The organism is Pseudomonas coronafaciens pv. oryzae str. 1_6, assembly GCF_000156995.2.
Classification (GTDB): domain Bacteria; phylum Pseudomonadota; class Gammaproteobacteria; order Pseudomonadales; family Pseudomonadaceae; genus Aquipseudomonas; species Aquipseudomonas tremae.
The window spans coordinates 4,440,001-4,464,432 of the sequence record NZ_CP046035.1 but is presented as its reverse complement, the minus strand read 5'-3'; the positions used below and the strand labels follow the sequence as shown (position 1 = coordinate 4,464,432).

The 24,432-nt window shown below is 58.5% G+C and carries 23 protein-coding genes (1 of these 23 only partly in view); 12 read left to right on the top strand and 11 right to left on the bottom strand.

Annotated features, from left to right (window positions below):
• Nucleotides 1-9 precede the first annotated feature (9 nt).
• The 7 genes from folK to dksA form a co-directional block, all read right to left on the bottom strand.
• Nucleotides 10-516, bottom strand: coding sequence for a 2-amino-4-hydroxy-6-hydroxymethyldihydropteridine diphosphokinase (gene folK / locus POR16_RS20030; RefSeq protein ID WP_122381091.1), 507 nt, complete (start codon nt 514-516; stop codon nt 10-12).
• Nucleotides 509-1,912: a polynucleotide adenylyltransferase PcnB gene (locus POR16_RS20025; protein WP_005895742.1), complete on the bottom strand. Its 1,404-nt coding sequence runs from the start codon at nt 1,910-1,912 to the stop codon at nt 509-511. Before POR16_RS20025 ends, folK begins: the two co-directional genes overlap by 8 nt.
• A gap of 699 nt (nt 1,913-2,611) precedes the next feature.
• The gene (locus POR16_RS20020; RefSeq protein WP_005895744.1) at nt 2,612-4,045 is read right to left on the bottom strand and encodes a sigma-54-dependent transcriptional regulator; all 1,434 of its coding nucleotides are present in this window, start codon (nt 4,043-4,045) and stop codon (nt 2,612-2,614) included.
• 22 nt (nt 4,046-4,067) lie between these two features.
• The gene (locus tag POR16_RS20015) at nt 4,068-7,022 is read right to left on the bottom strand and encodes a sensor histidine kinase (protein ID WP_122329518.1); all 2,955 of its coding nucleotides are present in this window, start codon (nt 7,020-7,022) and stop codon (nt 4,068-4,070) included.
• Complete coding sequence (locus POR16_RS20010; protein ID WP_002552060.1) at nt 7,006-7,182, bottom strand: hypothetical protein; 177 nt, start codon at nt 7,180-7,182, stop codon at nt 7,006-7,008. The genes POR16_RS20015 and POR16_RS20010 overlap by 17 nt, the downstream gene beginning before the upstream one ends.
• 98 nt (nt 7,183-7,280) lie before the next feature.
• The gene (gluQRS, locus tag POR16_RS20005; protein WP_005895758.1) at nt 7,281-8,168 is read right to left on the bottom strand and encodes a tRNA glutamyl-Q(34) synthetase GluQRS; all 888 of its coding nucleotides are present in this window, start codon (nt 8,166-8,168) and stop codon (nt 7,281-7,283) included.
• A 192-nt stretch (nt 8,169-8,360) separates the two neighbouring features.
• Nucleotides 8,361-8,801, bottom strand: coding sequence for an RNA polymerase-binding protein DksA (gene dksA, locus POR16_RS20000; RefSeq protein WP_024669647.1), 441 nt, complete (start codon nt 8,799-8,801; stop codon nt 8,361-8,363).
• 347 nt (nt 8,802-9,148) lie between these two features.
• On the opposite strand from dksA, the gene POR16_RS19995 reads away from it, so the two are divergent.
• Together POR16_RS19995 and sfsA are read left to right on the top strand one after the other, a co-directional pair.
• Nucleotides 9,149-10,321: a pyridoxal phosphate-dependent aminotransferase gene (locus POR16_RS19995; protein WP_024669646.1), complete on the top strand. Its 1,173-nt coding sequence runs from the start codon at nt 9,149-9,151 to the stop codon at nt 10,319-10,321.
• A complete protein-coding gene (sfsA, locus tag POR16_RS19990; RefSeq protein ID WP_005895765.1) occupies nt 10,321-11,034 on the top strand; it encodes a DNA/RNA nuclease SfsA in 714 nt (237 codons plus the stop codon). Before POR16_RS19995 ends, sfsA begins: the two co-directional genes overlap by 1 nt.
• 21 nt (nt 11,035-11,055) lie before the next feature.
• Here sfsA and POR16_RS19985 read toward each other — a convergent pair whose 3' ends face one another.
• Nucleotides 11,056-11,397, bottom strand: a complete 342-nt coding sequence (locus POR16_RS19985) for a Rieske (2Fe-2S) protein (protein WP_005895768.1) — start codon at nt 11,395-11,397, stop codon at nt 11,056-11,058.
• A 207-nt stretch (nt 11,398-11,604) separates the two neighbouring features.
• On the opposite strand from POR16_RS19985, the gene deoC reads away from it, so the two are divergent.
• Nucleotides 11,605-12,384: a deoxyribose-phosphate aldolase gene (deoC, locus tag POR16_RS19980; RefSeq protein ID WP_005895770.1), complete on the top strand. Its 780-nt coding sequence runs from the start codon at nt 11,605-11,607 to the stop codon at nt 12,382-12,384.
• A gap of 219 nt (nt 12,385-12,603) precedes the next feature.
• Here deoC and POR16_RS19975 read toward each other — a convergent pair whose 3' ends face one another.
• Together POR16_RS19975 and POR16_RS19970 are read right to left on the bottom strand one after the other, a co-directional pair.
• On the bottom strand, nt 12,604-12,948 hold the full coding sequence (locus POR16_RS19975) for a pentapeptide repeat-containing protein (protein ID WP_005895773.1): 345 nt from the start codon (nt 12,946-12,948) through the stop codon (nt 12,604-12,606).
• A gap of 94 nt (nt 12,949-13,042) precedes the next feature.
• Nucleotides 13,043-14,581: a bifunctional aminoglycoside phosphotransferase/ATP-binding protein gene (locus POR16_RS19970; protein WP_005895777.1), complete on the bottom strand. Its 1,539-nt coding sequence runs from the start codon at nt 14,579-14,581 to the stop codon at nt 13,043-13,045.
• 130 nt (nt 14,582-14,711) lie between these two features.
• Between POR16_RS19970 and mrcB the strand changes: the two genes are divergently transcribed.
• From mrcB to POR16_RS19955, 3 genes are read left to right on the top strand one after another with little or no spacing between them, the layout of a single operon-like run.
• Nucleotides 14,712-17,033, top strand: coding sequence for a penicillin-binding protein 1B (gene mrcB / locus POR16_RS19965; RefSeq protein ID WP_005895779.1), 2,322 nt, complete (start codon nt 14,712-14,714; stop codon nt 17,031-17,033).
• A gap of 56 nt (nt 17,034-17,089) precedes the next feature.
• Nucleotides 17,090-17,803 (top strand): tetratricopeptide repeat protein, encoded by a 714-nt coding sequence (locus POR16_RS19960; RefSeq protein WP_005895781.1) that lies wholly within the window; start codon nt 17,090-17,092, stop codon nt 17,801-17,803.
• Nucleotides 17,803-18,132, top strand: a complete 330-nt coding sequence (locus POR16_RS19955) for a YqcC family protein (protein ID WP_005895782.1) — start codon at nt 17,803-17,805, stop codon at nt 18,130-18,132. The genes POR16_RS19960 and POR16_RS19955 overlap by 1 nt, the downstream gene beginning before the upstream one ends.
• A gap of 10 nt (nt 18,133-18,142) precedes the next feature.
• Here the strand turns inward: POR16_RS19955 and POR16_RS19950 are convergent, their stop codons facing one another.
• The gene (locus POR16_RS19950) at nt 18,143-18,559 is read right to left on the bottom strand and encodes a DUF4124 domain-containing protein (RefSeq protein WP_005895784.1); all 417 of its coding nucleotides are present in this window, start codon (nt 18,557-18,559) and stop codon (nt 18,143-18,145) included.
• A gap of 398 nt (nt 18,560-18,957) precedes the next feature.
• Between POR16_RS19950 and POR16_RS19945 the strand changes: the two genes are divergently transcribed.
• The 6 genes from POR16_RS19945 to msrQ form a co-directional block, all read left to right on the top strand.
• Nucleotides 18,958-20,682 (top strand): acetolactate synthase 3 large subunit, encoded by a 1,725-nt coding sequence (locus tag POR16_RS19945; protein WP_005895786.1) that lies wholly within the window; start codon nt 18,958-18,960, stop codon nt 20,680-20,682.
• 2 nt (nt 20,683-20,684) lie between these two features.
• A complete protein-coding gene (gene ilvN / locus POR16_RS19940) occupies nt 20,685-21,176 on the top strand; it encodes an acetolactate synthase small subunit (RefSeq protein ID WP_005895788.1) in 492 nt (163 codons plus the stop codon).
• A gap of 47 nt (nt 21,177-21,223) precedes the next feature.
• Nucleotides 21,224-22,240, top strand: coding sequence for a ketol-acid reductoisomerase (gene ilvC / locus POR16_RS19935; protein WP_005895790.1), 1,017 nt, complete (start codon nt 21,224-21,226; stop codon nt 22,238-22,240).
• A 146-nt stretch (nt 22,241-22,386) separates the two neighbouring features.
• On the top strand, nt 22,387-23,232 hold the full coding sequence (pssA, locus tag POR16_RS19930; protein WP_005895796.1) for a CDP-diacylglycerol--serine O-phosphatidyltransferase: 846 nt from the start codon (nt 22,387-22,389) through the stop codon (nt 23,230-23,232).
• A 70-nt stretch (nt 23,233-23,302) separates the two neighbouring features.
• Nucleotides 23,303-24,316, top strand: coding sequence for a protein-methionine-sulfoxide reductase catalytic subunit MsrP (gene msrP, locus POR16_RS19925; protein WP_005895798.1), 1,014 nt, complete (start codon nt 23,303-23,305; stop codon nt 24,314-24,316).
• Nucleotides 24,316-24,432 carry the start of a protein-methionine-sulfoxide reductase heme-binding subunit MsrQ gene (gene msrQ, locus POR16_RS19920; RefSeq protein ID WP_024690402.1) on the top strand. It continues 516 nt past the right edge of the window, so 117 of the gene's 633 nt are visible here — the first part of the coding sequence; it begins with the start codon at nt 24,316-24,318; its stop codon lies beyond the right edge, outside the window. Before msrP ends, msrQ begins: the two co-directional genes overlap by 1 nt.

The following is a 24,432-nucleotide window of genomic DNA, read 5'->3' as shown; positions in this document are numbered from 1 at the left end:
GGCTGGGCTTCAAGCCTCGGCAGGCAGGCGCTCGAGGCCTGTGAAAGGGCATTCACTCAGCAACCGAGGCAGCTCGCGCCCGTCGGCGAGGACCAGCGCAGGGGCCAGCTCGGCCAGTGGATAAAGCACGAAGGCGCGGGAGTGCAGGTCGTAGTGCGGCACTTTGAGGCGCGGCTCGTCGATCAGTCGGTCGCCGAACAGCAGAATATCGAGGTCAAGGGTACGTGGGCCCCAACGCTCGTGGCGCTCACGTCCCTGATCCAGCTCGATGGCTTGCAGAGCGTCAAGCAGCGTCAGCGGCGGCAGGGCAGTGTCCAGCGCTGCGACAGCGTTGGTATAGCGCGGTTGACCGGGCAGCAGCGAGTCACTGACATAGAATGAAGAGACACCACTTAGCGTGCAATCGGGCAGCCGGGCCAGCGCCTTGAGGGCACTGCGCAATTGCTCGGCCGGGTCAGCAAGGTTGCTGCCCAGGCCTATGTACACGCGTTCAGTGGTCAACAGCGGTTCATTCACCGCTTTGCGCCTCGCCACTGCTGCGCTTGCGCTTGGCGCCACTGTTGCGACGACGCTTGCGCGGTGCAGCGCCGGCGGCTTCCGGCTTGTTGCTCAGGTCACGAATCATGTCGCGACGTTCGCTGTCGTTGCAGTCCTGATAATCGGTCCACCATTGGCCCAGACCGTCAGTCTGCTCGCCTGCGCTTTCGCGTAGCAGGAGGAAGTCGTAGCCGGCCCGGAAGCGCGAGTTGTCCAGCAGCAGGTCGGCACGCTTGCCTGAACGACGCGGCAGGCGTTCCTGCATGTCCCAGATTTCGCGGATCGGTAGCGTGAAGCGCTTGGGAATCGCGATGCGTTGGCATTGCTCGATGATCAGCTCGTGAGCAGCATCCTGCATGGCGGCAATCGGCGGCATGCCGCGCTCTTGGGCGCGCAGTACTTTGGCTGGCAGTGCAGGCCAGAGCAGGGCGGCAAACAGGAACGCCGGAGTAACCGGTTTGTTCTGCTTGATGCGCAAGTCGGTGTTGATCAAGGCATTGCTGATCAGTGTGTGGGTATACGTCGGGTTGTATTCCAGCGCTTTGGAGCTGGCCGGGAACAGAGGGTCGAACAGCTCGAGGTCCACCAGCATTTCAAAGGTGGGAGCCGCGTAGCCCGAGAGGAACAGTTTTAGGACTTCTTCGAACAGGCGTGCCGAGGGTATATCACGCAGCATGGGAGCCAGTGCACTGATCGGCTGGGCGCTGTGTTTTTCAATGCCGAAATCAAGTTTGGCAGCGAAGCGCACTGCACGCAGCATGCGCACCGGGTCTTCCTTGTAACGCTGTTCAGGATCGCCGATCAGGCGTATCAGCTTGTTGCGGATGTCATGTACGCCGTTGGCGTAATCCAGCACACGCTCGCTGACCGGGTCGTAATACAGCGCGTTGATCGTGAAGTCGCGACGCTGGGCGTCCTCTTCAAGTGTGCCGTAAACGTTGTCCCGCAGGATGCGTCCGCTTTCGTTGCGCGAAGACTGGTTGCTGTCCTCTTCCTCGTCATCCTGTGGATGATTGGCGCGGAAGGTCGCCACTTCGATGATTTCCCGACCGAAGTGGATATGCACCAGCTTGAACCGGCGGCCAATGATCCGCGCATTGCGGAACTCGGCCCTTACCTGTTCAGGCGTTGCACTGGTGGCGACGTCGAAATCCTTGGGCGTGATATTGAGCATCATGTCGCGTACGCAGCCACCGACCAGATAGGCCTGGTAGCCGGCATTCTGCAGGCGCTCGACAATGTTGACGGCATAACGGCTGAACTGGCTGCGTTGCAGCGAGTGCTGACTGCTATTGAGCACTTCAGGCGTGGTACGCGTATGTTGCTGCGGTTTGCGCAGTGGGGAGCGAAATGACTGGAACAACTTCTTCAGCATGGGATGCACTGTTTGAAGGAATATTCGGCCAAAAACGTGGAATGACCGCATGATGGGCGGGGATTCTAGCATTTAGTCGAGGGATGGTGTAGGAAGCTGTCGCGGAAGGGGCAAAGTACGGCGCGTATAGAACCGGTAAGCTACTGGGGGAGCCGAAGCTCCCCCAAAGTGTGTGCTCTTTATTATTGTTTTCTGTATGGGCTTCTTGTTTTTGTTGAGTGCCCTTTCACGAGACTGTCGCCTGTGAAACCTCCCAGTCGGGAGTCAAGAGCAAACGGATTGCTTTGGTCGCTGTGTTGCAATGATCATTCGATCCAACCAGTTCAGGCTCTACCTAAGGGTAGTTTTTGTTGTTCTCGGCCTGGTTGCGGGGCAAGCCCCAAATACAACTCCTCTCCAAAAGAATCAGTTAGCTGCGCCTCCGCCGTGTTGTTCTTGTTATGCGTGAGTCGATTCGTGTTGTTTTTATTGTGGGTGTCGTACGGCTTGTTGTTGTTCTTGTACTAAGCATATAGCAGAAGCTGTGCCAACTTTAGACAACCCCCGTAAACCGGGACGTTGCGGGCTACCGGCGTTTTTTGCAGGCACAAAAAAACCGAGATTCGTTACCGATAAACCCGGCTTTTGTTACGTGAAGTACATGAGGTAACAGTTTTCACAGAGCCCTGTACACCGCGTGCCAGAGCCCTGCGTCAGGTATCACGTTTCGCTGGCCACACCTTTGCGGCGGGGTATGCCCAGACGCTGCCGACGTTCCCACAGGCACTTGCGGCTGACGCCCAGTTTGCGTGCCAGTTCGGTTTCAGTCATGTGGTCCTGATGCTCCAGCACGAAGTGCTGGAAGTAGTCCTCGAGCGACAGGTCTTCACTGGGCTCGTTGCCGGTCGAACCCGCAGAGCCAGGCAGCGGGGCCATGCCCATGTATTCATCGTCGTCCAGACCGTCCAGTTCGATGTCGATACCCAGCAGGTCAGCGGTGATTTCCGGGTTCTCGCAAAGGATCACCGAACGCTCGACGGCGTTTTCCAGCTCGCGTACGTTGCCGGGCCAGCTGTAATGACGGATGGCCTGCTCGGCGTCAGGCGCAAATTTCAGGTCGGTGCGGCCAACCTTGGCGCTCTGGCGTATCAGGAACGCGTGGGCTATTTCGAGTATGTCGCTGCCGCGTTCGCGCAACGCCGGGAGCTTCAAGGCGATGACGTGCAGGCGATAGAACAGGTCTTCACGAAATTCGCCGTTTTTGGCCAGCGTCTTGAGGTCACGGTGCGTGGCCGCGATCAAGCGAACGTCGACCTTTTGTGACTGAACCGACCCCACTCGACGAATTTCCCCTTCCTGCAGCACGCGCAGCAGCCGTGCCTGGGCTTCCAGTGGCAGCTCGCCGATCTCGTCGAGAAACAACGTGCCGCCATCTGCCGCCTCGACCAGCCCGGCACGGCCGGCGCTGGCCCCTGTGAAAGCGCCTTTCTCGTGACCGAACAGTTCGGACTCGATCAGGGATTCCGGGATGGCCGCACAGTTGACCGAGATCATCGGCGCCTTGGCACGGCGTGACAGGTTGTGCAAGGCGCGGGCGACCAGTTCCTTGCCGGTGCCCGATTCGCCCTGGACCAGCACGTTGGAGTCGGTCGGCGCCACTTTGCGGATCTTGCTATAGAGGTCCAGCATCGGCGGGCAGGAGCCGATAATGCCGATCTCGCCGTTGTGATTCTGTGTCGGACTTTTTTCGGCAGCGCCCGCTTTGGCGAGTGCGCTGCGCTCGTCCTGCAGGCTCTTGACGGTCTGCCGATCGCTCAGGATGCGCGAAACTGCTTGCAACATTTCGTCGTGATCGAAGGGTTTAGCGATGTAATCCACCGCGCCCATCTTCATCGAATCGACGGCCGAGCGCAGGCTGGCGTAACTGGTCATGATCAGCACCGGTTTGCCTTCGCCCAGCTTGATCAGTTCGGTGCCCGGAGCGCCCGGCAAGCGAAGGTCGCTGACGATCAGGTCAAACGAGGGGATGCTGAAACGTTCCTGAGCTTCCTGAACCGAGCCGGCTTCACTGACTTCATACTGGTTGCGCTCAAGCAGGCGACGCAAGGCTGAGCGGATAATCGTTTCGTCTTCGACGATCAAAATATGCGGCATTGATTCAATTCTCTCGACGGTCTCAGTTCGCGGTGGACGTCGCGTCGACATGGCGTGGCAAGGTCACACGAATGCGCGTGCCACGCTGCTGCTCGGGATCGGCCGGGCTGTCGATGATGATTTGTCCATAATGCTCTTCGACGATGGAATAGACCAGCGCGAGGCCTAGTCCGGTTCCTTCGCCAGGGTCCTTGGTGGTGAAGAACGGCTCGAACAATCTGTCCATGATTGCCTTTGAAATTCCACTGCCTTCGTCTTCGACGATGAGGTCCACGGTGTGCTCGGACACTTCGCTTCTGACCCTGACCGTGCTGCCTGCCGGCGAGGCGTCGCGGGCGTTGGAGAGCAGGTTGATCAGAACCTGTGCCAAGCGTTGCGGATCGCCTACAGCCCAGTGTTCTGGGTTGCACAGGTTGTAGAAGTGTACTTCGAAATTGCGCCTGTTCAGCGCCAGCAGACCAATAGCATCCTGAGCCACTTCAGCCAGACAAACGGCTTCATCGCTGTGCTGATGAGCGCCCGCATGGGCGAAGCTCATCAGCGACTGGACGATACGCGATACGCGTTTGGTCTGTTCTAGAATCTGGCTGCTGATTTCTTTCAGTTCGCCGTCTTCTTCGCGTTCTTCACGCAGGTTTTGCGCGAGGCAGGCGATGCCGGTGATCGGGTTGCCGATTTCGTGCGCTACACCTGCAGCCAGCCGGCCGATACTTGCCAGCCGTTCGGAATGGACCAGCTTGTCTTCGAGCATTTGTGTGTCGGTCAGGTCCTCGACCAGCAACACCAGCCCGCTGTTGCCGGGGGCGAGCGGCTCGTTGATGGCGGCCTTGTGCAGGTTAAGCCAGCGCGTCTGTCCGTCCAGTCCGAGTTTCTGCTTGTGCAAGTGTTCGTCCGGCACGCTGGTGAAGCCGGTGAGCAGGCTTTTCCAGGGCTCGGAGATGGTGTCCAGTCGCGAACCGACAACCCGCTTGGCGATGATTCCGGTCAATTCCTCCATGGCCCGGTTCCACATCAGGATTTCCTGATCCTCGGCCAGCGAGCAGACCCCCATCGGCAGTTCCTGCAAGGTCTGGCGATGGTAGCGGCGCAGGGCGTCGAGTTCGGCGGCCAGCCCGGTCAGGCGCGAATGGTAGTCCTCAAGGCGGCTCTCGATGAAGTGGATGTCTTCGGTGACGTATTTTTCGCTGCCGGACTTATAGGGAAGGAATGTTTCCACCATATCCTGAGCGACGCTCGGGCCCATCAGCCCGGACAGGTTGGCTTCTATCCGGTCACGCAGGCGCCGCAGGGCGTAAGGGCGGCGTTCGTCGAACGGCAGGTACAGGTCGCGCAGCGCTTGTTCGACTTCCTTTTGTGCAGCTTTTGCTCCAAGCGGCTTGGCCAGTTGCGTGGCAAATTCCTGAGGTGATACAGCGTGCAGTTCGCGGCGTTGCGGACGGCTCACGTTATCGACGGCGCAGGCCTCGGCGGCGCTGACCTCTTCAGGGCTGGCGTTGGTGAAAAGCGATACCAGAGTGAACAACAACACGTTGGCGGCGAGCGAGGCGATTGCCGCCATATGCCAACTGGTGTCGTCCAGCACGTAGATCATGTTCAGCCAGGGAATGTAGACGCCTTGCAGGTTGCCGATGAGCGGCAGCAGCATGCTGACCACCCAGACGGCGATACCGGCCAGCAGCCCGGCGATGAAACCACGTCGGTTGGCGGTCGGCCAATACAGCACCGACAGCACGCCAGGCAGAAATTGCAGGGTGGCCACGAAGGCGACGATCCCTAGATTGGCCAGATCCTGCTGAGCGCCCAGCATCAGGTAGAAGCCGTAACCCAGAGCGATGATTGCCACAATCAGCCCGCGTCGGGTCCATTTCAGCCAACGGTAGATATTGCCCTCGGCTGGCGGCTGGTAAAGCGGCAGTACCAGATGGTTGAGCGCCATGCCGGACAGCGCCAGGGTGGTGACGATGATCAGCCCGCTGGCCGCCGACAGCCCGCCGATATAAGCGAGCAGTGCGAGTGACTTGCTGTTGGCGGCGATGCCAATGCCCAGCGTGAAGTATTCCGGGCTGGTGGTGGCGCCCAGCTTGAGCCCGGCCCACAGGATCAGCGGTACCGCCAGACTGATCAGCAGTAAAAACAGCGGCAGCCCCCAACTAGCGCTGACCAGCGAGCGCGGGTTGAGGTTTTCCGTGAAGGTCATGTGATACATGTGCGGCATGACGATGGCTGAGGCGAAGAACACCAGCAGCAAGGTGCGCCACGGGCCTTCCTGCAAGGGCGTGTGCAGCGAGGCGAGGGCAGCCTGATTCTGCAGTAGCCACAGTTCGAGTTGTTGCGGACCGTCGAACACGCCGTACAGGGCATAGAGCCCGACGCCGCCCAGAGCGATCAGTTTGATCAGCGATTCGAAGGCGATGGCAAATACCAGACCTTCGTGCTTCTCCCGGGTGGCGATATGCCGAGAACCGAAGAAAATCGTGAACAGGGTGATCAAACCGCAAAACGCCAAGGCGACCCGGTCCTGCACCGGTTCGCGGGTCAGAATGCCGATGGAGTCGGCCACGGCCTGAATCTGCAGCGCAAGTAACGGCAGGACGCCGATCAGCATGAATACTGTGGTCAGTGCCCCAGCCCAGGTGCTGCGAAACCGGAAAGCGAACAGGTCGGCCAGCGATGAAAGCTGGTAGGTGCGAGTAATTTTGAGGATCGGGTAAAGCAGCACAGGCGCGAGCAGAAATGCCCCGGAAACACCGAGGTAGCTGGACAAAAAACCATAGCCGTACTTATACGCCAGGCCGACCGTGCCATAAAACGCCCACGCACTGGCATAAACGCCCAGGGAGAGGGTATAGGTCAATGGATGACGAATGATCCAGCGCGGCACCAGCCCGCGCTCGCTGACCCAGGCCACGCCGAACAGAAGCAGCAGATAGGCGGCGCTGACCAACAGCATATGCGTCAGGCTAAAGCTCATCGGCATCTCGCTGGCTCTGGAGAATGAACGTCACCACGATCAGGATCAGCCACAGCATGTAGGGCCGATACCACGCGCCGGTGGCATCGATCCACCAGTCCATGATGGCCGGGGAGAACAGGTAAATGCCTACCACCAGAAGCAAAACCAACCGGTATATGTACATCTGGTCTCCCTGAGCCGGTAGATGAGGAGCGGCATGTTAACGGATGCCGGATAACCTGCAAGTATCCTTGCGTCGCAGTTTTCGGCGACCGCTCTGGATCAGTCTATACGGGCTTCTTCGACAGTGCGCAGTCTGGGTATGAGGTCGGCGTTCCAGTGGCGGAGACCCCAGGCGAGTACTTCCTGAGCGGTTCCATCGGTCATGTGCGCGTCAACCGGTTGCCCCAGCGCCCTCAGCGCTCGCAATAACAGTGGCGTTGCCTGATCTGCAGGCAGTGGCGGCGAGCGATAGGATTTGCCGAGCTTGTGGCCGTCTGGCTGGGTGATGAGCGGTACGTGCAGGTAGCGCGGCTGAGGCAGGCCAAGTAGCTCTTGCAGGTACAAATGACGAGGCGTCGAGTCCAGCAGATCGGCGCCGCGCACGATGTCGGTAACGCCCTGCCAGGCGTCATCGATGACCACGGCCAGCTGATAGGCGTAAAGCCCGTCACGCCTGCGGATCACAAAGTCGCCGCTTTCGCGTCCCAGGTGCATCTTGAAGGTGCCCTGCACCCGGTCTTCAAATTGATATTCCAGCTCCGGCACCCGAATGCGAATGGCTGCGTTTTCCGGCGCATGCCCTGCGTCGCGGCAGAACCCTGGGTAAATTCCATTAAATGCTTCAAGCTGTTTGCGTGAGCAGGTACAGGCGTATGCCAGGCCATGATTGAACCAGCGCTGGAGGACTTCGGCGTAGGCTGCATGACGCTCGCTTTGCCGGACCATCTGACCGTCCCATTCAAAACCGTAACGCTCCAGCGTTTCGAGAATCGCAGCTTGCGCCCCGGCCACCTCGCGAGGCGGGTCGAGGTCTTCCATGCGCAGCAGCCATTGGCCGCCAGCCGCACGCGCATCCAGATAGGACGCCAGTGCGGCGACCAGCGAGCCGAAATGCAGATAACCACTGGGAGTCGGCGCAAAGCGCCCGATGTAGGCCGGTTTTTTCATGGCCCGGATGTTACGGGGGGCGGCCTTGAGCGGGCAAGCGAAACACCTGAGATCAACGAACTGCGGTCTGACGCACAGCGTCGCGAAAGGCATTCCCACGTGGAGTGGGAACGCTAATCATGAGAGCCGTGATTTTGGCAGGCACAAAAAAAGACGCCGAAGCGTCTCTTTTCAGTTCAAGGCGGCCACAGGTTATTTACCGACCTGTTTTTCCTTGATTTCAGCCAGCGTCTTGCAGTCGACACACTGGTCGGCGGTCGGGCGTGCTTCAAGACGGCGGATGCCGATCTCTACACCGCAGGATTCGCACCAGCCATATTCTTCGTCTTCGATAAGCTGCAATGTCTTGTCGATTTTCTTGATCAGCTTGCGCTCGCGGTCGCGTGCGCGAAGCTCAAGGCTGAACTCTTCTTCCTGACTGGCGCGGTCGGCCGGATCAGGAAAATTGGCAGCTTCATCCTTCATGTGGGTCATCGTGCGATCGACCTCTTGCATCAAGTCCTGCTTCCACTTGTTCAGGATCTTGGTGAAGTGCGCGCGCATCGGCGCACCCATGTACTCTTCGCCCTTCGTGGACTCGTACGGTTGAAAGCCGCTGACTAGATGGTTCTGTTGCTTGTCTTGGGTGGGCATGTATGGACCGCCTCTCACTCTTCTAATCTATTGCGCAGGATTGTTCCATCACCGACACCCGTCGGCCCTGCAGCTGCAAGCGGGCGAACTTAACAGAACAAATCGGAGTGCGCTACTCCCGGTTGTCGAGCATGATGGCGTAATGCACTCGCAAAGATGACCGTTGGCAAACCGCCCTGCGCTTAAATGAACTCTAGCTGCTGTACGCCGTCGTATTTATCTTTTGTCCGGTATCCGCTGACCGGCACGGGTGCCTTTCAAAGCATGTCGGCCGGGCGCTCGGGTAGAATCATGCCCCGCTGTCATGACAATCATGTTTTGCTCCCGCTCCACTATAAGGAAGACCCATGGCTCAGCCTTACAGCGCGCGCAGTCGCGCCATCGAACCCTTCCATGTGATGGCGCTGCTGGCACGTGCCAATGAACTGCAGGCGGCGGGGCATGATGTCATTCACCTTGAGATCGGCGAGCCGGACTTCATCACCGCAGACCCGATCATAAAAGCGGGGCAGGCAGCCCTGGCGGACGGCAAGACCCGTTACACCGCCGCGCGGGGCCTGCCGCAACTGCGCGAAGCCATCGCCGGGTTCTATGCCCAGCGCTATCGGCTCGATATTGACCCGCAGCGGATTCTGGTCACGCCGGGCGGTTCAGGCGCCTTGCTGCTGGCCAGCAGCCTGCTGGTCGATCCTGGCAAGCACTGGTTGCTGGCTGATCCGGGGTATCCGTGCAATCGGCACTTCTTGCGTTTGATCGAAGGCGAGGCGCAATTGGTGCCGGTCGGCCCGCAGCAGCGTTATCAACTGACGCCCGAGCTGGTGGCCAGCCACTGGAACGAGAACAGCGTCGGTGCATTGCTGGCATCGCCCGCCAACCCTACCGGTACGCTTCTGGATCGTGATGAACTGGCTGCTCTGTCTCATGCATTGAAAGCACGCAACGGCCACCTTGTGGTGGACGAGATTTACCACGGCCTGACATATGGCGTTGACGCAAGCAGCGTGCTGGAAGTGGATAACGATGCCTTTGTGTTGAATAGCTTTTCAAAATATTTCGGAATGACCGGCTGGCGTCTGGGTTGGCTGGTTGCCCCGCCAGAGGCTGTGGGTGATCTGGAAAAACTGGCGCAGAACCTCTACATCAGTGCTCCAAGCATGGCGCAATACGCTGCGCTGGCCTGTTTCGAACCACAGACGCTGGCCATTCTGGAGCAGCGCCGCGCCGAATTCGGCCGTCGCCGGGATTTTTTATTACCCGCCCTGCGGGAAATGGGTTTCGGTATCGCCGTAGAGCCGCAAGGTGCGTTTTATCTGTACGCCGATATATCTGCGTTTGGGGGCGACGCCTTTTCGTTCTGCCGGCATTTTCTGGAAACCGAGCATGTGGCTTTCACTCCAGGCCTGGATTTCGGCCGCTTTCAGGCAGGCCATCACGTGCGCTTTGCCTATACGCAAAGCTTGCCGCGCCTTGAACAGGCAGTGGAGCGAATTGCTCGCGGCCTGCGCAGCTGGAGCGCCTGATGCGCTTTTCGCCAGAGCTGGAGCAGGGTCGCCTGCTGGTCCGCTACAAACGTTTTCTCGCAGATATTGAAACCGAGAGTGGAGAACTGCTGACTATCCATTGCCCGAACACCGGCTCGATGCTGAACTGCATGATGCCCGGCGGGCGCGTGTGGTTCAGTCGCTCCAATGACCCAAAGCGCAAGCTGCCGGGCACGTGGGAGATCACGGAAACGCCGCAGGGGCGTTTCGCCTGTATCAACACCGCAAGAGCCAATACGCTGGTTGAAGAGGCGTTGCGCGCCGGGGTGATCAGCGAGCTGGACGGTTTTACGGCGCTCAAGCGCGAAGTGGCCTACGGTCAGGAGAAAAGCCGCGTGGACTTCCGCCTGGAATACCCCGATGGTTATTTGTATCTGGAAGTGAAAAGCGTGACGTTGGGTTTCGATGGCTCTGCCGTGGCAGCGTTTCCCGATGCGATCACACAGCGTGGCGCGCGGCACCTTCGCGAGCTGGCATCGCTGGCGCGTGAAGGCGTTCGTGCAGTATTGCTTTATTGCGTCAACCTCACCGGCATAGAAGCGGTAAGGCCGGCCAAGGAGATCGATCCTGCTTACGCAGCGGCATTGCGCGACGCTGTCGATGCCGGCGTTCAGGTGCTGGCCTATGGTGTGCAATTGACGCCGGAAGAAGTGTTCATCGACCGCCGCCTGGAGCTGCACTGGCCGGACTGAAGCATTTACGCTACCTGTCGCTTAGTGAGCGTCTTTTTCTTTCAGGGGCAGCGCTACCCAGATCCCGTCCTTGTCCTCCCGGCATTCCAGCGCGGTCAGTAATTGTCCTTCGCAAGGCCCCGCTACGCACTCGCCATTCTCTATCAAAAACAGCGCGCCGTGGCTGGCGCAGCGGATCAGGCTGGCGCTGCTGTCCAGAAAATGATCAGGTTGCCAATCCAGAGCGATACCTCGATGCGGGCAGCGGTTTTCATAAATGAACACCTTGCCCTCACGACGCACTGCCAGCAGCTTGTGCGCACCCGGTTCAAACCCTTTGCTTTGAGCTTCGGGCAGATGCAGCGATGGGCAAAGGAATATCAAGGTGCCTCCCGAGAACAAGTTCAGGCCGTCAATCAGCCTGATCAGTTTGACAGACTCTTGGTGCTCTCGCCCTTGCGGGGTTCATGTGACTAGTGATGTCGGATTCTTCCTGTCTTTATGTAGCTGATTTCTGGCTGTAGGGCTTAGGCGCCCATCAGCCGGCCTAGCGGTATACCGTTCTGTAAATACCCACAGATAGGCAAAGCCATGAAAGCACTGACAGCAGTTGAGGAGCAGCTTGCGCGCCAGGCGATAGGATTGCTGGACTTGTTTGCCCTTAATACCGACAACACCGAGCAGCGTATTGTCGGTATCTGCCAACGAGCATGGACGCCGGTCGGGCCAGTCGCTGCCGTCTGCGTGCAGCCTCGCTTTGTGTGCCTGGCGCGTACCACGCTGGACCGGATGCTGGCGAGGGACGTCAAGGTGGTTGCCAGCGTCAATTTTCCTAATGGCAGCGGCAGCATGGCCTCAGTGGTGTCCGAAGTGCGTGCGTCTCTGATGTCCGGGGCCGATGAGATTGACGTCGTCTATCCCTTTCGCGCATTGCAGGGCGGTAATCGGCAGGCTGGTATCGAGCTGTTGGCGGCTTGCGCATCGCTCTGCGGCAAACGGTATACGTTGACCGCGACGCTGGAGACCGGCGACCTGCGCGACTCGCAAATGATCCTCGATGCCTGCCGCGATGCGATCGATGCGGGTGCTGATTTCATCAAGACCGGTACCGGCAAGGCGACTGCCCATGTGACGCCTCAGGCTGCGCGGATCATGCTGGGGGCAATTGCTGATGTCGGTGGGCAGGCAGGCCTCAAGGTTGCAGGCGGTATTCGTACGTTTGACGAAGCGCGTTCCTACATGACCTTAGCCATTGACCGGTTTGGTCCGCAGTGGGTCAATGCTGGCCGATTGCGCCTGGGCGGCTCAAGCTTGCTGGATGATCTGTTGGCGAGACTGGGACTGATTCAATTGAACAGCGGCGGCTTTTGAGGTCTTGGCCGCTGGTTACTAAATGGCGGGCAAAAAAAGACCCGGCAAAGAGCCGGGTCAAAAACCGTGATTAGCCTGATGAGGAGATAATCTGAAAGTCCGAACCAAGGTCTTTCAGGCTACCGGCCAGTCTCGCGACTGGATGTGATAATCATAACGATTCTCATTTGTATGTCAACGTTTCTTTTCCCGTGCTTTTACGGGCTTTATCAACTCTGCTCAGCGGATGCGATAGCGCAAGCGCGTGCCGAAGTTGACCGACATCAGAATCTCGTCAGCTGACAATTCCGCAGGGAAAAAGACCCCCGATATCTGCGCGTGGGCGATGCTCGCGCCTTCCAGCGGTGTGTTACGCAGGTCCAGACCGCGCAGGTCGGCAGACCTGAAGTAGGCGTCGGTAAAATCGATACCTGTGGTGTCCAGCGAGCGCAGGTCCAGGCCCCGGAAATCGCCACCCACCATATCGATGGTGCCGGTTCGTGGTTTCTCCTGATTGAAACCTTCAACATCATCCTTGCGCAGCAGCATATAAAGCGGTGAGTCAATGTGTTTAGGCTGGCTCATGACGGCCTCTTGATCGCGTTGGATTTATGGCGCCAGTATATCGCCATCATCGAATGGCCGTGAAGCATTACCCGCTCAACGGCCATGCATCGTTTTACAGTGTAGGCAGACGCTTGCGCAGGTTATCGACGAGGCTGTCCATATCACCGCTGATGTGGGTCGCTACCTTCTTGCTGTGCAGAATTTCGTCTGCGCTCAGAGGTTCGCGACTGGCTTGCTGTGCCTTGATAACCTCCAGTGTCGCGTCGGAAGGGTCATTGTTCTGTGCCTGACGCTGTGCAAGCCAGCTGGCGATCACGGCCTGTGGCGCTTCGCAGTCGAGGATCAAAAACGGTACGGCGGTGGCTTCGGCTATTTTCGCCGCTGCTTCACGCTGCTCGTGCTTCAGATAAGTGGCGTCGATCACCACCGAGAACCCGGCTCGCAACGTCTTGCCAGCCAGTTCGTGCAAGCGTGCATAGGTTTCGATGCTGGCTTCGGTGCCGTAGATATCCTGATCGCGTCCGGCAAACAGGCGTTTGCGTTCGATGTCGGAGCGCAGACGAACGGCGCCCAGTGATTCGACCAGGCGCATTGCCACGTGGCTTTTGCCAACTGCCGAAACACCGTGGGTAATCACCAGAAACGGCGAAGGGATGGCACTGTAGCTTTCGGCCAGGTTGGCGTAGTTGCGATACTGGCGCAGTGTCGCCGCACGCTGTAAACCATCGGCGTCCGGGGCTTGACTGAACAGCGCTACCTTGGCACGGACCAGGGCGCGGTAGGCTTTATAGAAGTTGAGCAGTTCCAGACCTTCATAGTCACCGGTGACTTCCAGGTATTGACTGATCAGGCGTCTGGACAACGATTTCAAACCCCGGTCTTCAAGGTCCATTGCCAGAAAGCCAATGTCGGCATACACATCGGTCTTGCGGAATGGCTCGTTGAATTCGATGCAGTCGAACAGCACGACCTTGCCATCGATCACGGTGGCATTGCCCAGGTGGATATCACCGTGGCACTCACGTATGAACCCCCCGGCCTTGCGCTGGGTCAGCAGGGGCTTGAGCCGGGCAAAGCTCGATTCGGCCCAGGCTTGCAGGGCGTCGAGCTGAGCCAGGTCGGCTTCTTCACTGATCAATGGGCGAATCTGCTCAAAGTTCTGTATGACTGGAGCCATGACGCTGTCAGGTGAGCCCAGCTCGCTTTCACTGGTCACGCGCGGCGACTCAAGGTGGAATGTCGCGATCTGGTGTGCCAGCTCATCGATGTGGGCGGTCGTCAGCTCGCCATTGGCCTGCAACGTGCTGAGCAAACCATCCTGCGAAAACTGGCGCATCTTGAGTGCGTAATCGACCACTTCGCCATCGCCGCCCAGCTGCGGTGCTTCGGCCGAGCCGGTGATCGCCAGCACTTCGAGGTACAGGCCGTCAGTGGTGCGCTGGTTCAGGCGCAGCTCTTCGCGGCAGAAATGCTCGCGCAGGGCCAGCGTGGTGAAATCCAGAAAGCCGAAATTCATCGGTTTTTTGATTTTGTAAGCGTAAGGGCCTGTCAGCAGAACCCACGAAATGTGCGTTTCGATGACCTGAAAGTTCTCCACCGGATGAGGGAAGAGGGCAGGGTTTTGCAGGGCTGCAATCAAAGACTGGCTCACGGACGATCCTTCAGGAATGTGTTCAAAATGTAAGTGCTGGATGCAGCCATTATGGCCGCTTGGCGCGAGGCTGCAAACCGCTGACTCAGGCGTCTGTCGATCCTTGGCAAAGTGCGTATAATCCGCGCCCATGACTCGATCCCGCACCTCTCGTTCCCCTAAAAAGCAACCTCCCCGCAGCCTGCACAAGTGGCTGGGCTGGGCGTTGAAGCTTGGTATTGTCGGCCTGGTCCTGCTGGGCGGGCTGGCCATTTATCTTGATGCTATCGTTCAGGAGAAGTTTTCCGGCAAGCGCTGGACCATTCCTGCCAAGGTCTATGCACGCCCGCTGGAGCTGTTCGTCGGGCAGAAGCTCAGTCGCGACGACTTTCTCATCGAGCTTGATGCGCTGGGCTATCGCCGCGAAAGCGTGGCTAATGGCCCTGGCGCAGCAGCGGTCAACGGCAATACTGTCGACCTCAATACCCGAGGCTTCCAGTTCTACGAAGGCACCGACGTCGCTCAGCAGGTACGCGTGCGTTTTTCCGGCGACTCCGTGGCCGACCTCTCTTCAGGCAACGGTGCCAAGCTGGCCGTGGCGCGGCTTGAGCCGCTGCTGATCGGCGGCCTGTACCCGAAGAATCTCGAAGACCGGATACTGATCAAGCTTGATCAAGCACCGCCTTATCTGCTCGACGGGCTGGTGGCGGTCGAGGACCGGGACTTCTATCACCACTTTGGGGTGTCACCCAAGTCCATCGCCCGGGCTATCTGGGTCAACAGTTCTCAGGGGCAGATGCGTCAGGGCGGCAGTACGCTGACCCAGCAGTTGGTCAAGAACTTCTACCTGACCAACGAGCGCAGCCTGACCCGCAAGCTGACCGAGGCCATGATGGCGATCCTGCTGGAGATTCATTACAGCAAGCAGGAAATCCTCGAGGCCTATCTCAATGAAGTATTTGTCGGCCAGGACGGTCAGCGAGCCGTTCACGGCTTTGGTCTGGCCAGTCAGTATTTCTTCAGCCAGCCGCTGTCCGAGCTGAAAATCCATCAGGTCGCGATGCTGGTCGGGCTGGTCAAGGGGCCGTCGTTCTACAACCCGCGCCGCAACCCGGAGCGAGCGCTTGAACGACGCAATCTGGTGCTCGATCTGTTCGAACAGCAAGGTGTTGCGACGCCGGAAGTGGTCGCCGCAGCCAAGAAAATGCCACTGGGTGTGACCAAGACCGGCACGCTTGCCGACAGCTCGTTCCCGGCTTTTCTGGATCTGGTCAAGCGCCAGTTGCGGGAAGACTATCGCGACGAAGACTTGACTGAAGAGGGGCTGCGAATCTTCACCAGCTTCGACCCGATCCTGCAGATGAAGTCTCAGGCCGCCATGGACGACACGTTCAAGAAGCTCGCCGGGCGCAAGGGTGTGGATGAGGTTCAGGCAGGTATGGTCGTCACCAACCCGGAAACCGGTGAGGTGCAAGCGCTGATCGGCGGTCGCGAGGCCGGGTTCTCGGGTTTTAACCGTGCTATCGACGCCGTACGGCCGATCGGTTCGCTGGTCAAACCGGCTATTTACCTGACGGCACTGGAGCGTCCGAGCCAGTACACGCTGACCAGCTGGATTGCTGACGAGCTGTTTCAGGTCAAGGGCGCCGACGGTCAGATCTGGAAGCCGCAGAATTACGACCACAAATCTCACGGCAACATCTTTCTGTATCAGGGGCTGGCGCATTCCTACAACTTGTCGACTGCCAAGCTGGGCCTTGATCTGGGTATCCCGAACGTTTTCAAAACGCTGGCCAAACTGGGCGTGACCCGCGAGTGGCCTGTGTATCCGTCGATGTTGCTGGGGGCGGGTGGCTTGAGTCCGATGGAAGTCGCCACCATGTATCAAACCATTGCCAGTGGCGGGTTCAATACGCCGATGCGCGGCATTCGCAGCGTGCTGACCGCTGAGGGCGAGCCGCTCAAGCGTTATCCGTTCAAGATCGAGCAGCGTTTCGATCCGGGGGCGATTTACCTGGTGCAGAATGCGATGCAGCGTGTAATGCGCGAAGGTACGGGTAAATCTGTTTACAACGTGTTGCCGAGTTCGTTGAATCTGGCGGGCAAGACCGGCACCAGTAACGACTCTCGCGACAGCTGGTTTGCCGGTTTCAGCCAGGATCTGCTGGCTGTGGTGTGGATGGGCCGTGACGATAACGGCAAGACCCCGTTTACCGGGGCTACCGGCGCCTTGCAGGTCTGGACCAGCTTCATGCGCAAGGCCAATCCGCTGCCGCTCGACATGGCAATGCCGGACAACGTGGTTCAGGCATGGGTCGATGCACAGACTGGTCAGGGTTCGGACGCCAGCTGCCCGAATGCAGTGCAGATGCCGTATATTCGCGGCAGTGAACCCCAGCCGGGCGCAACATGCGGCGGCGCTCCAGCACCTGCCACTGAGGTGATGGACTGGGTCAAAGGTTGGTTGAACTAGGCAATCGAGGTTTTGAAGTGAATAAATGGTGGATTCCGGCTTTAACGACACTGGCCTTGCTGAACGGCTGCGCCAGTGTAGAACGTGGCTCGATTCCGGTCGTGGACTCGAGCTCCAAGGTGTCCAACAGCGAGCGCGTCGCCGCTTCGCGCAATGGCGCTTACCGGGCCAATACCGCTCCGGTTCAGCAGCAGCCGCAAGCCGTGCCACAGGATTCGGGTGTCGTGGTGATGGTGCCGGGTGCTGGTGGTGCAGGTGGCGCGGGTGCTGGTGAAAGTTTTTCGGCCCCGGCCAGTCAGGCACCTTTCAGTGTCAACACGCCGCCTGCCGATGCCGCTCCGGTCAATCAGGCGCCGATCAACTCTGCTCCGGCGAACAACAGTTACAGCATGCCGGCTGCGTCCGCGCCGACTGGCATCCCGTCCAGTGGCGGCGGTCTGTCCGAGGACGAGCAACTTGACGGGCCGGTGCTGGCCTTGCTTACCACCGCTCAGCAACAGCAGGGCAGTGGCGATCTCAACGGCGCATCTTCCAGTCTCGAGCGCGCCCAGCGGGTCGCACCGCGCGAGCCTCAGGTGCTTTATCGTCTGGCGCAGGTACGTCTGGCTCAGGGCGATGCTGCCCAGGCCGAGCAACTGGCTCGTCGTGGCCTGACTTACGCCAATGGCCGTGCCAGCCTTCAGGCCAGCCTGTGGGGGCTGATTGCTCAGTCTCGCGAGAAGCAGGGTGATGCAGCCGGTGCTGCGCTGGCGCGTCAGAAGGCTCGCTGATGGACCAGCGTTTACCTGAAGTTGCCGAGCAGTTGCTGTTGATCGAGCGCGAACTGCGAGCGCTGGGGTGGTGGGATGTCACGCCGCCCAGCGAAGAAGCGCTGTCCAGTCAGGAGCCTTTCTGTGTGGACACGCTCGAGTTTGCGCAGTGGTTGCAGTGGATCTTTTTGCCGCGGATGAAAGTCATCCTCGAACGCGACCTGCCGCTGCCCAATGCTTCCGGCATTCTGGAGATGGCTGAAATGACCTACGCAGGTTGTTTGAGCCAGACCCGCTCGTTGCAGCAGCATCTGGCGCGTTTCGATCAGTTGATCACCGCCGCTCGTTGAACAACGCTGTCTAGCGGCACATTTCGCTGATGGCCTTTTCTGTTTCCGCTATGCGCGTCTTGCGATTATCTTCGGTAAGGCGCCTGGACTCACCGCCCACCTGCTCGCGAACTCGCGGATTGTTCTGCAACTGCGCGAGATTGGTGCGCAGGGTTTCGCAGCTCTGTGCACGCTGGGCTTCCTGAGCCTTCACCTGATTTTTGACTTTCTGGTCAATCGCACGTTGCTGCGCTGCACCGTCGTCCGAAGGCGTGCCTGGCGCTGCTGCGGGCGGTGGCGTCTGCACGTTTATTTCCTGCACCTGCTGGTCGGTTGGCGGTTGGGCATCGAAGTGCGTTACGCCTTGAGCATCGACCCATTTATAGATTGAAGCGGCCTGGCTGGTCGTGCCGATTGCCAGTGCGGCGGCGAGAATCATCCAATGCATGTCGAGTCCTTGAGTGGTCTGTGCAGGCAGAAAACTACCATAACAGTGCATTTCAGTCCGAAACGGTGCGAATTCACAGGCTTGCTGTCAAGAAAGCGCACGGATGACTTGACTTGAGGGGGGGGAATCACAACAATCCAAAGTTCGCTGTAGAAGGACTGCCAGAAGCAGACCCTCTCGGTAGATCATGAGGCGCACATCCGCGCCGACCTGTAACACCCGCAACGCGTTACCTCGCGCTGGGTGGGAATGTTCCGCAACACTCAGGGACATCCCAATACTTGCTCAGTCAGTGCTGACGTAGTCGGCGACCACCGTCGCTCATGCTCTGCTGGCAGTAAACCTATTAAGACCCGTCCCGGAGTGGGCGGTATTCTGGCGTTTTAGAGGTGAACAACGTGGAGCTTTTATCTGGCGCTGAAATGATCGTCCGTTTTTTGCGTGACGAAGGCGTTGAGCATATCTATGGGTACCCGGGGGGTGCTCTCCTGCATGTCTACGATGCCCTGTTCAAAGAACCGGCGGTGAGCCATATTCTTGTTCGCCACGAGCAGGCTGCCACGCACATGGCCGACGGCTATGCGCGCGCTACCGGCAAGGCGGGTGTGGTACTGGTGACCTCGGGTCCTGGCGCCACAAACGCTATTACCGGTATCGCGACTGCTTACATGGACTCCATTCCGATGGTGGTTCTGTCCGGTCAGGTTGCCAGCACGCTGGTGGGCACCGATGCGTTCCAGGAGACCGACATGATCGGTATCTCCCGGCCGATCGTGAAGCACAGCTTTATGATCAAGCACCCGTCGGAAATTCCGGAAATCCTGAAAAAAGCCTTCTATCTGGCGCAGTCCGGTCGTCCTGGTCCTGTGGTTGTCGATATCCCCAAAGACATGACCAACCCGGCCGAGAAGTTCGAATACGTCTTTCCCAAGAAAGCCAAGCTGCGCTCCTACAGCCCTGCGGTTCGTGGCCATTCTGGCCAGATCCGCAAGGCTGTCGAGATGCTTCTGGCGGCCAAGCGTCCTATCATCTATGCCGGTGGCGGCGTGATCATGGGCAATGCTTCGGCGCAATTGACCGAGCTGGCTCAACTGCTGAATGCGCCGGTCACCAATACCCTGATGGGGCTGGGTTGCTATCCAGGCACTGATCGTCAGTTCGTCGGCATGCTCGGCATGCACGGCAGCTATACGGCCAACCTCGCGATGCACCACACCGACGTTATTCTGGCTGTCGGTGCGCGCTTCGATGACCGGGTGATCAACGGCGCGAGCAAGTTCTGCCCCAATGCCAAGATCATCCACATCGACATCGATCCTGCTTCGATTTCCAAGACCATCAAGGCCGACGTGCCTATCGTCGGTCCGGTCGAAAGCGTGCTGACCGAAATGGTCGCCACCCTGAAGGAGATCGGCGAGACACCTGACAAGGCATCGGTCGAGGCGTGGTGGAAGCAGATTGACGAGTGGCGCGGGACGGGCGATCTGTTCCCGTACAACCGTGGCGATGGCACGGTCATCAAGCCGCAGGCAGTTATCGAAACACTGTGCGAAGTCACCAAGGGCGATGCCTACGTGACGTCTGACGTAGGTCAGCACCAGATGTTTGCTGCGCAGTACTACCGATTCAACAAGCCGAACCGCTGGATCAACTCCGGTGGTCTGGGCACCATGGGCTTCGGCTTCCCGGCTGCGATGGGCGTGAAACTGAGCTTTCCGGACGAGCATGTTGCCTGTGTGACCGGCGAAGGCAGTATCCAGATGAACATTCAGGAGCTGTCGACCTGTCTGCAATATGGTTTGCCGGTGAAGATCATCCTGCTCAACAACGGTGTACTGGGCATGGTTCGCCAGTGGCAGGACATGAGCTACGGCGCGCGTCACTCGCATTCCTACATGGAATCGCTGCCTGATTTCGTCAAACTGGTCGAAGCGTATGGCCATGTCGGCATGCGCATCACCGATTTGAAAGATTTGAAGCCGAAGATGGAAGAAGCGTTTGCCATGACTGACCGGTTGGTGTTCCTCGACATTCAGGTCGATGTGACCGAGCACGTCTACCCGATGCAGATCAAGGACGGCTCCATGCGCGATATGTGGTTGAGCAAGACGGAGCGGACATAATCATGCGCCATATCATTTCCCTGCTGCTGGAAAACGAACCGGGTGCGCTGTCTCGTGTAGTGGGCCTTTTCTCCCAGCGCAACTACAACATCGAAAGCCTGACGGTCGCGCCAACCGAAGACCCGACCCTGTCGCGTCTGACGCTGACCACCGTGGGCCACGATGAGGTGATCGAGCAGATTACCAAAAACCTCAACAAGCTCATTGAAGTGGTCAAGCTGGTCGACCTGTCGGAAAGCGCTCATATCGAGCGCGAGCTGATGCTGGTCAAGGTGAAGGCCACTGGCGCGCAGCGTGCCGAGATCAAGCGGACTACGGACATTTTCCGTGGCCAGATCGTCGACGTGACTGCCAGCGTCTATACCGTGCAGATGAGCGGCACAAGCGACAAACTGGACAGCTTCATTCAGGCCATCGGCACTGCCGCCATCCTGGAAACAGTACGCAGTGGCGTGACGGGCATCGCCCGTGGCGACAAAGTGCTGAGCATCTAACTCAATTAAGCAAATGGCCTGAACGGCCAAGATAACAGGGGATTTCCATGAAAGTTTTCTACGACAAAGACTGTGACCTTTCGATCATCCAAGGCAAGAAAGTCGCCATCATCGGCTACGGTTCGCAAGGCCACGCTCAAGCGTGCAACCTGAAAGACTCCGGTGTTGACGTCACTGTCGGCCTGCGTAAAGGTTCGGCCACTGTCGCCAAGGCTGAAGCTCATGGCTTGAAAGTGACTGACGTTGCTTCTGCCGTTGCTGCTGCCGACGTGGTCATGATCCTGACCCCTGACGAGTTCCAGTCCCAGCTGTACAAGAATGAAGTCGAGCCGAACCTGAAAAAGGGCGCAACACTGGCGTTCTCCCACGGCTTCGCCATTCACTACAACCAGGTCGTGCCTCGCGCTGACCTCGACGTGATCATGATCGCGCCGAAGGCTCCGGGCCACACTGTGCGTACCGAATTCGTCAAAGGCGGCGGTATTCCTGACCTGATCGCGGTTTATCAGGATGCGTCCGGCAACGCCAAGAACGTTGCTTTGTCCTACGCTTCGGGCGTTGGCGGTGGCCGTACCGGTATCATCGAAACCACTTTCAAGGACGAGACTGAAACCGACCTGTTCGGCGAGCAGGCTGTTCTGTGCGGCGGTACTGTCGAGCTGGTCAAAGCCGGTTTCGAAACGCTGGTTGAAGCGGGTTACGCGCCAGAAATGGCTTACTTCGAATGCCTGCACGAACTGAAGCTGATCGTTGACCTTATGTACGAAGGCGGTATCGCCAACATGAACTACTCGATCTCCAACAACGCCGAGTTCGGCGAGTACGTGACCGGTCCCGAAGTCATCAACGCCGAATCCCGTCAGGCCATGCGCAACGCTCTGAAGCGCATCCAGGACGGCGAATACGCGAAGATGTTCATTACCGAAGGTGCAACCGGCTACCCTTCGATGACCGCCAAGCGTCGTAACAACGCTGAGCACGGTATCGAAGTCATCGGTGAAAAACTGCGCTCGATGATGCCTTGGATTGCGGCGAACAAGATCGTCGACAAAGACAAGAACTAAGCATTCAGCTTCACAAAAAAACGCGGCCAATCGGTCGCGTTTTTTCGTTATGGGTCAGGCTCTGGTATAAAGCTGCAATTGTTTGCTGGCGAACCCTCGCCGCAGACCTGTGTCGAACCTTTTCATACCGCTGCAAGGTAATCTCCATGAGCGAACGTCCTGAAGAGCCCATCAAGGCCTCTGACGCTGAAAGTCTGCTACCGATCGATGAGCATGTAGAAGAAGGGCATGACGCCGAAGGCCGGCAAGTCCGGCATCGCGGTATCTACCTGCTGCCTAACCTGTTTACCACTGCGAATCTGTTCGCTGGCTTCTATTCCATCATCAGCTCCATGAGCGCACAAAGCGCGATGAGTGCAGGTGATACCGCCGGTGCGAGCAAGTATTTCGCATTCGCGGCGATTGCGATCTTCGTTGCTATGGTGCTCGATGGCCTGGATGGTCGTGTTGCACGCATGACCAATACCCAGAGCGCATTCGGCGCCGAATACGATTCCCTGTCCGACATGGTCGCCTTCGGTGTCGCCCCGGCGCTGCTGGCGTTTGGCTGGGCATTGGGTGACATGGGCAAGGTCGGCTGGATGGTGGCCTTCATCTATGTGGCGGGTGCTGCATTGCGACTGGCGCGCTTCAATACCCAGGTCGGCAAGGCTGACAAACGTTACTTCATCGGTCTGGCCAGCCCTGCTGCGGCAGGTGTTGTGGCAGGCACCGTCTGGGCATTCAGCGATTTCGGCATTCAAGGCTCCAAGCTGTCGTTTCTGGTGGCCTTGCTGGTCGCTGCAGCCGGTATGCTGATGGTCAGCAACATCAAGTACAACAGCTTCAAGGAGCTGGACCTGAAAGGGCGCGTGCCTTTTGTAGCAATTCTGGCCGTTGTGCTGGTGTTTGCGGTGGTTTTCAGTGATCCACCGCGCATTCTGCTGCTGATATTCCTCGCTTATGCGTTGTCCGGACCGATTCAGTATCTATTGCATCGCCGTAAGGCCTAGCCAATGATCTGATTTCCACCATACTCCGTAGTCTATTGATGCATCAGTTCCTTTGGCCTGCGGAGTCATCATGCTAATCAAGCTTCCTTCTGCGTCCGACTCGAAAGAGTCGGACGTCACGCCTGAATCCATCTACCTTTCCCGGCGCACGCTGCTTGCCAGTTCGCTGGCCGGTCTGGCTGTCACGGCATTGCCGCGATGGGCCGGTGCAGCTGACGCTTCCCGTTACGCCGATGTGGAGGCGGGCAAGGCTCCGGGGTGGTTTGCCGACAAGCTGCCTGCTACCAAATGGCAGGCAGTCAACGTCAAGGACGAAGCGATCACGCCTTTCAAGGACGCGACTCACTACAACAACTTCTACGAGTTCGGCACTGATAAAGGTGATCCTGCCAAGAACGCCGGTTCGTTGCAGACCGAGCCGTGGAGCGTTGTGATCGATGGCGAAGTCGGCAAGCCGGGGCGCTATGCGCTTGAAGACTTCATGAAGCCCTATCAACTGGAAGAGCGGATCTATCGGCTGCGCTGTGTAGAGGCCTGGTCGATGGTTATTCCGTGGATGGGGTTCCCGATCTCTGAGCTGCTCAAGCAGGTGGAGCCAACGTCCAAAGCCAAATACATTCGCTTCGAAACGCTGGAGGACCCCAAGTCAATGCCAGGTCAGCGCTCAGACTTTGCTTTGATCGACTGGCCTTATGTAGAAGGGCTGCGTCTGGACGAGGCAATGAACCCGTTGGCGATTCTGGCAGTGGGTATGTACGGACGTGAGCTGCCTAACCAGAATGGCGCGCCGCTGCGTTTGGTGGTGCCGTGGAAATATGGTTTTAAAAGTGTGAAGTCCATCGTACGAATCAGTCTGGTCAGCGAGCAGCCCAAGACCACCTGGCAAAGTATTGCGGCCAATGAATATGGCTTCTACGCCAACGTCAACCCGACTGTCGATCATCCGCGCTGGACACAAGCTCGCGAGCGACGCCTGCCGAGCGGGCTGTTCAGCCCTAACGTGCGCGATACGCAAATGTTCAACGGTTATGCGGAGGAGGTTGCTTCCTTGTATGCAGGCATGGATTTGCGGAAGGACTATTGATGCGATATCCGTTTTTTCGTCTGGCGGTCTTTATTGCTGCCTGTATTGCGCCCGTGTGGTGGGTTTATCAGGCCTGGATTTTCGCCTTGGGGCCTGATCCGGGCAAAGCCCTCGTC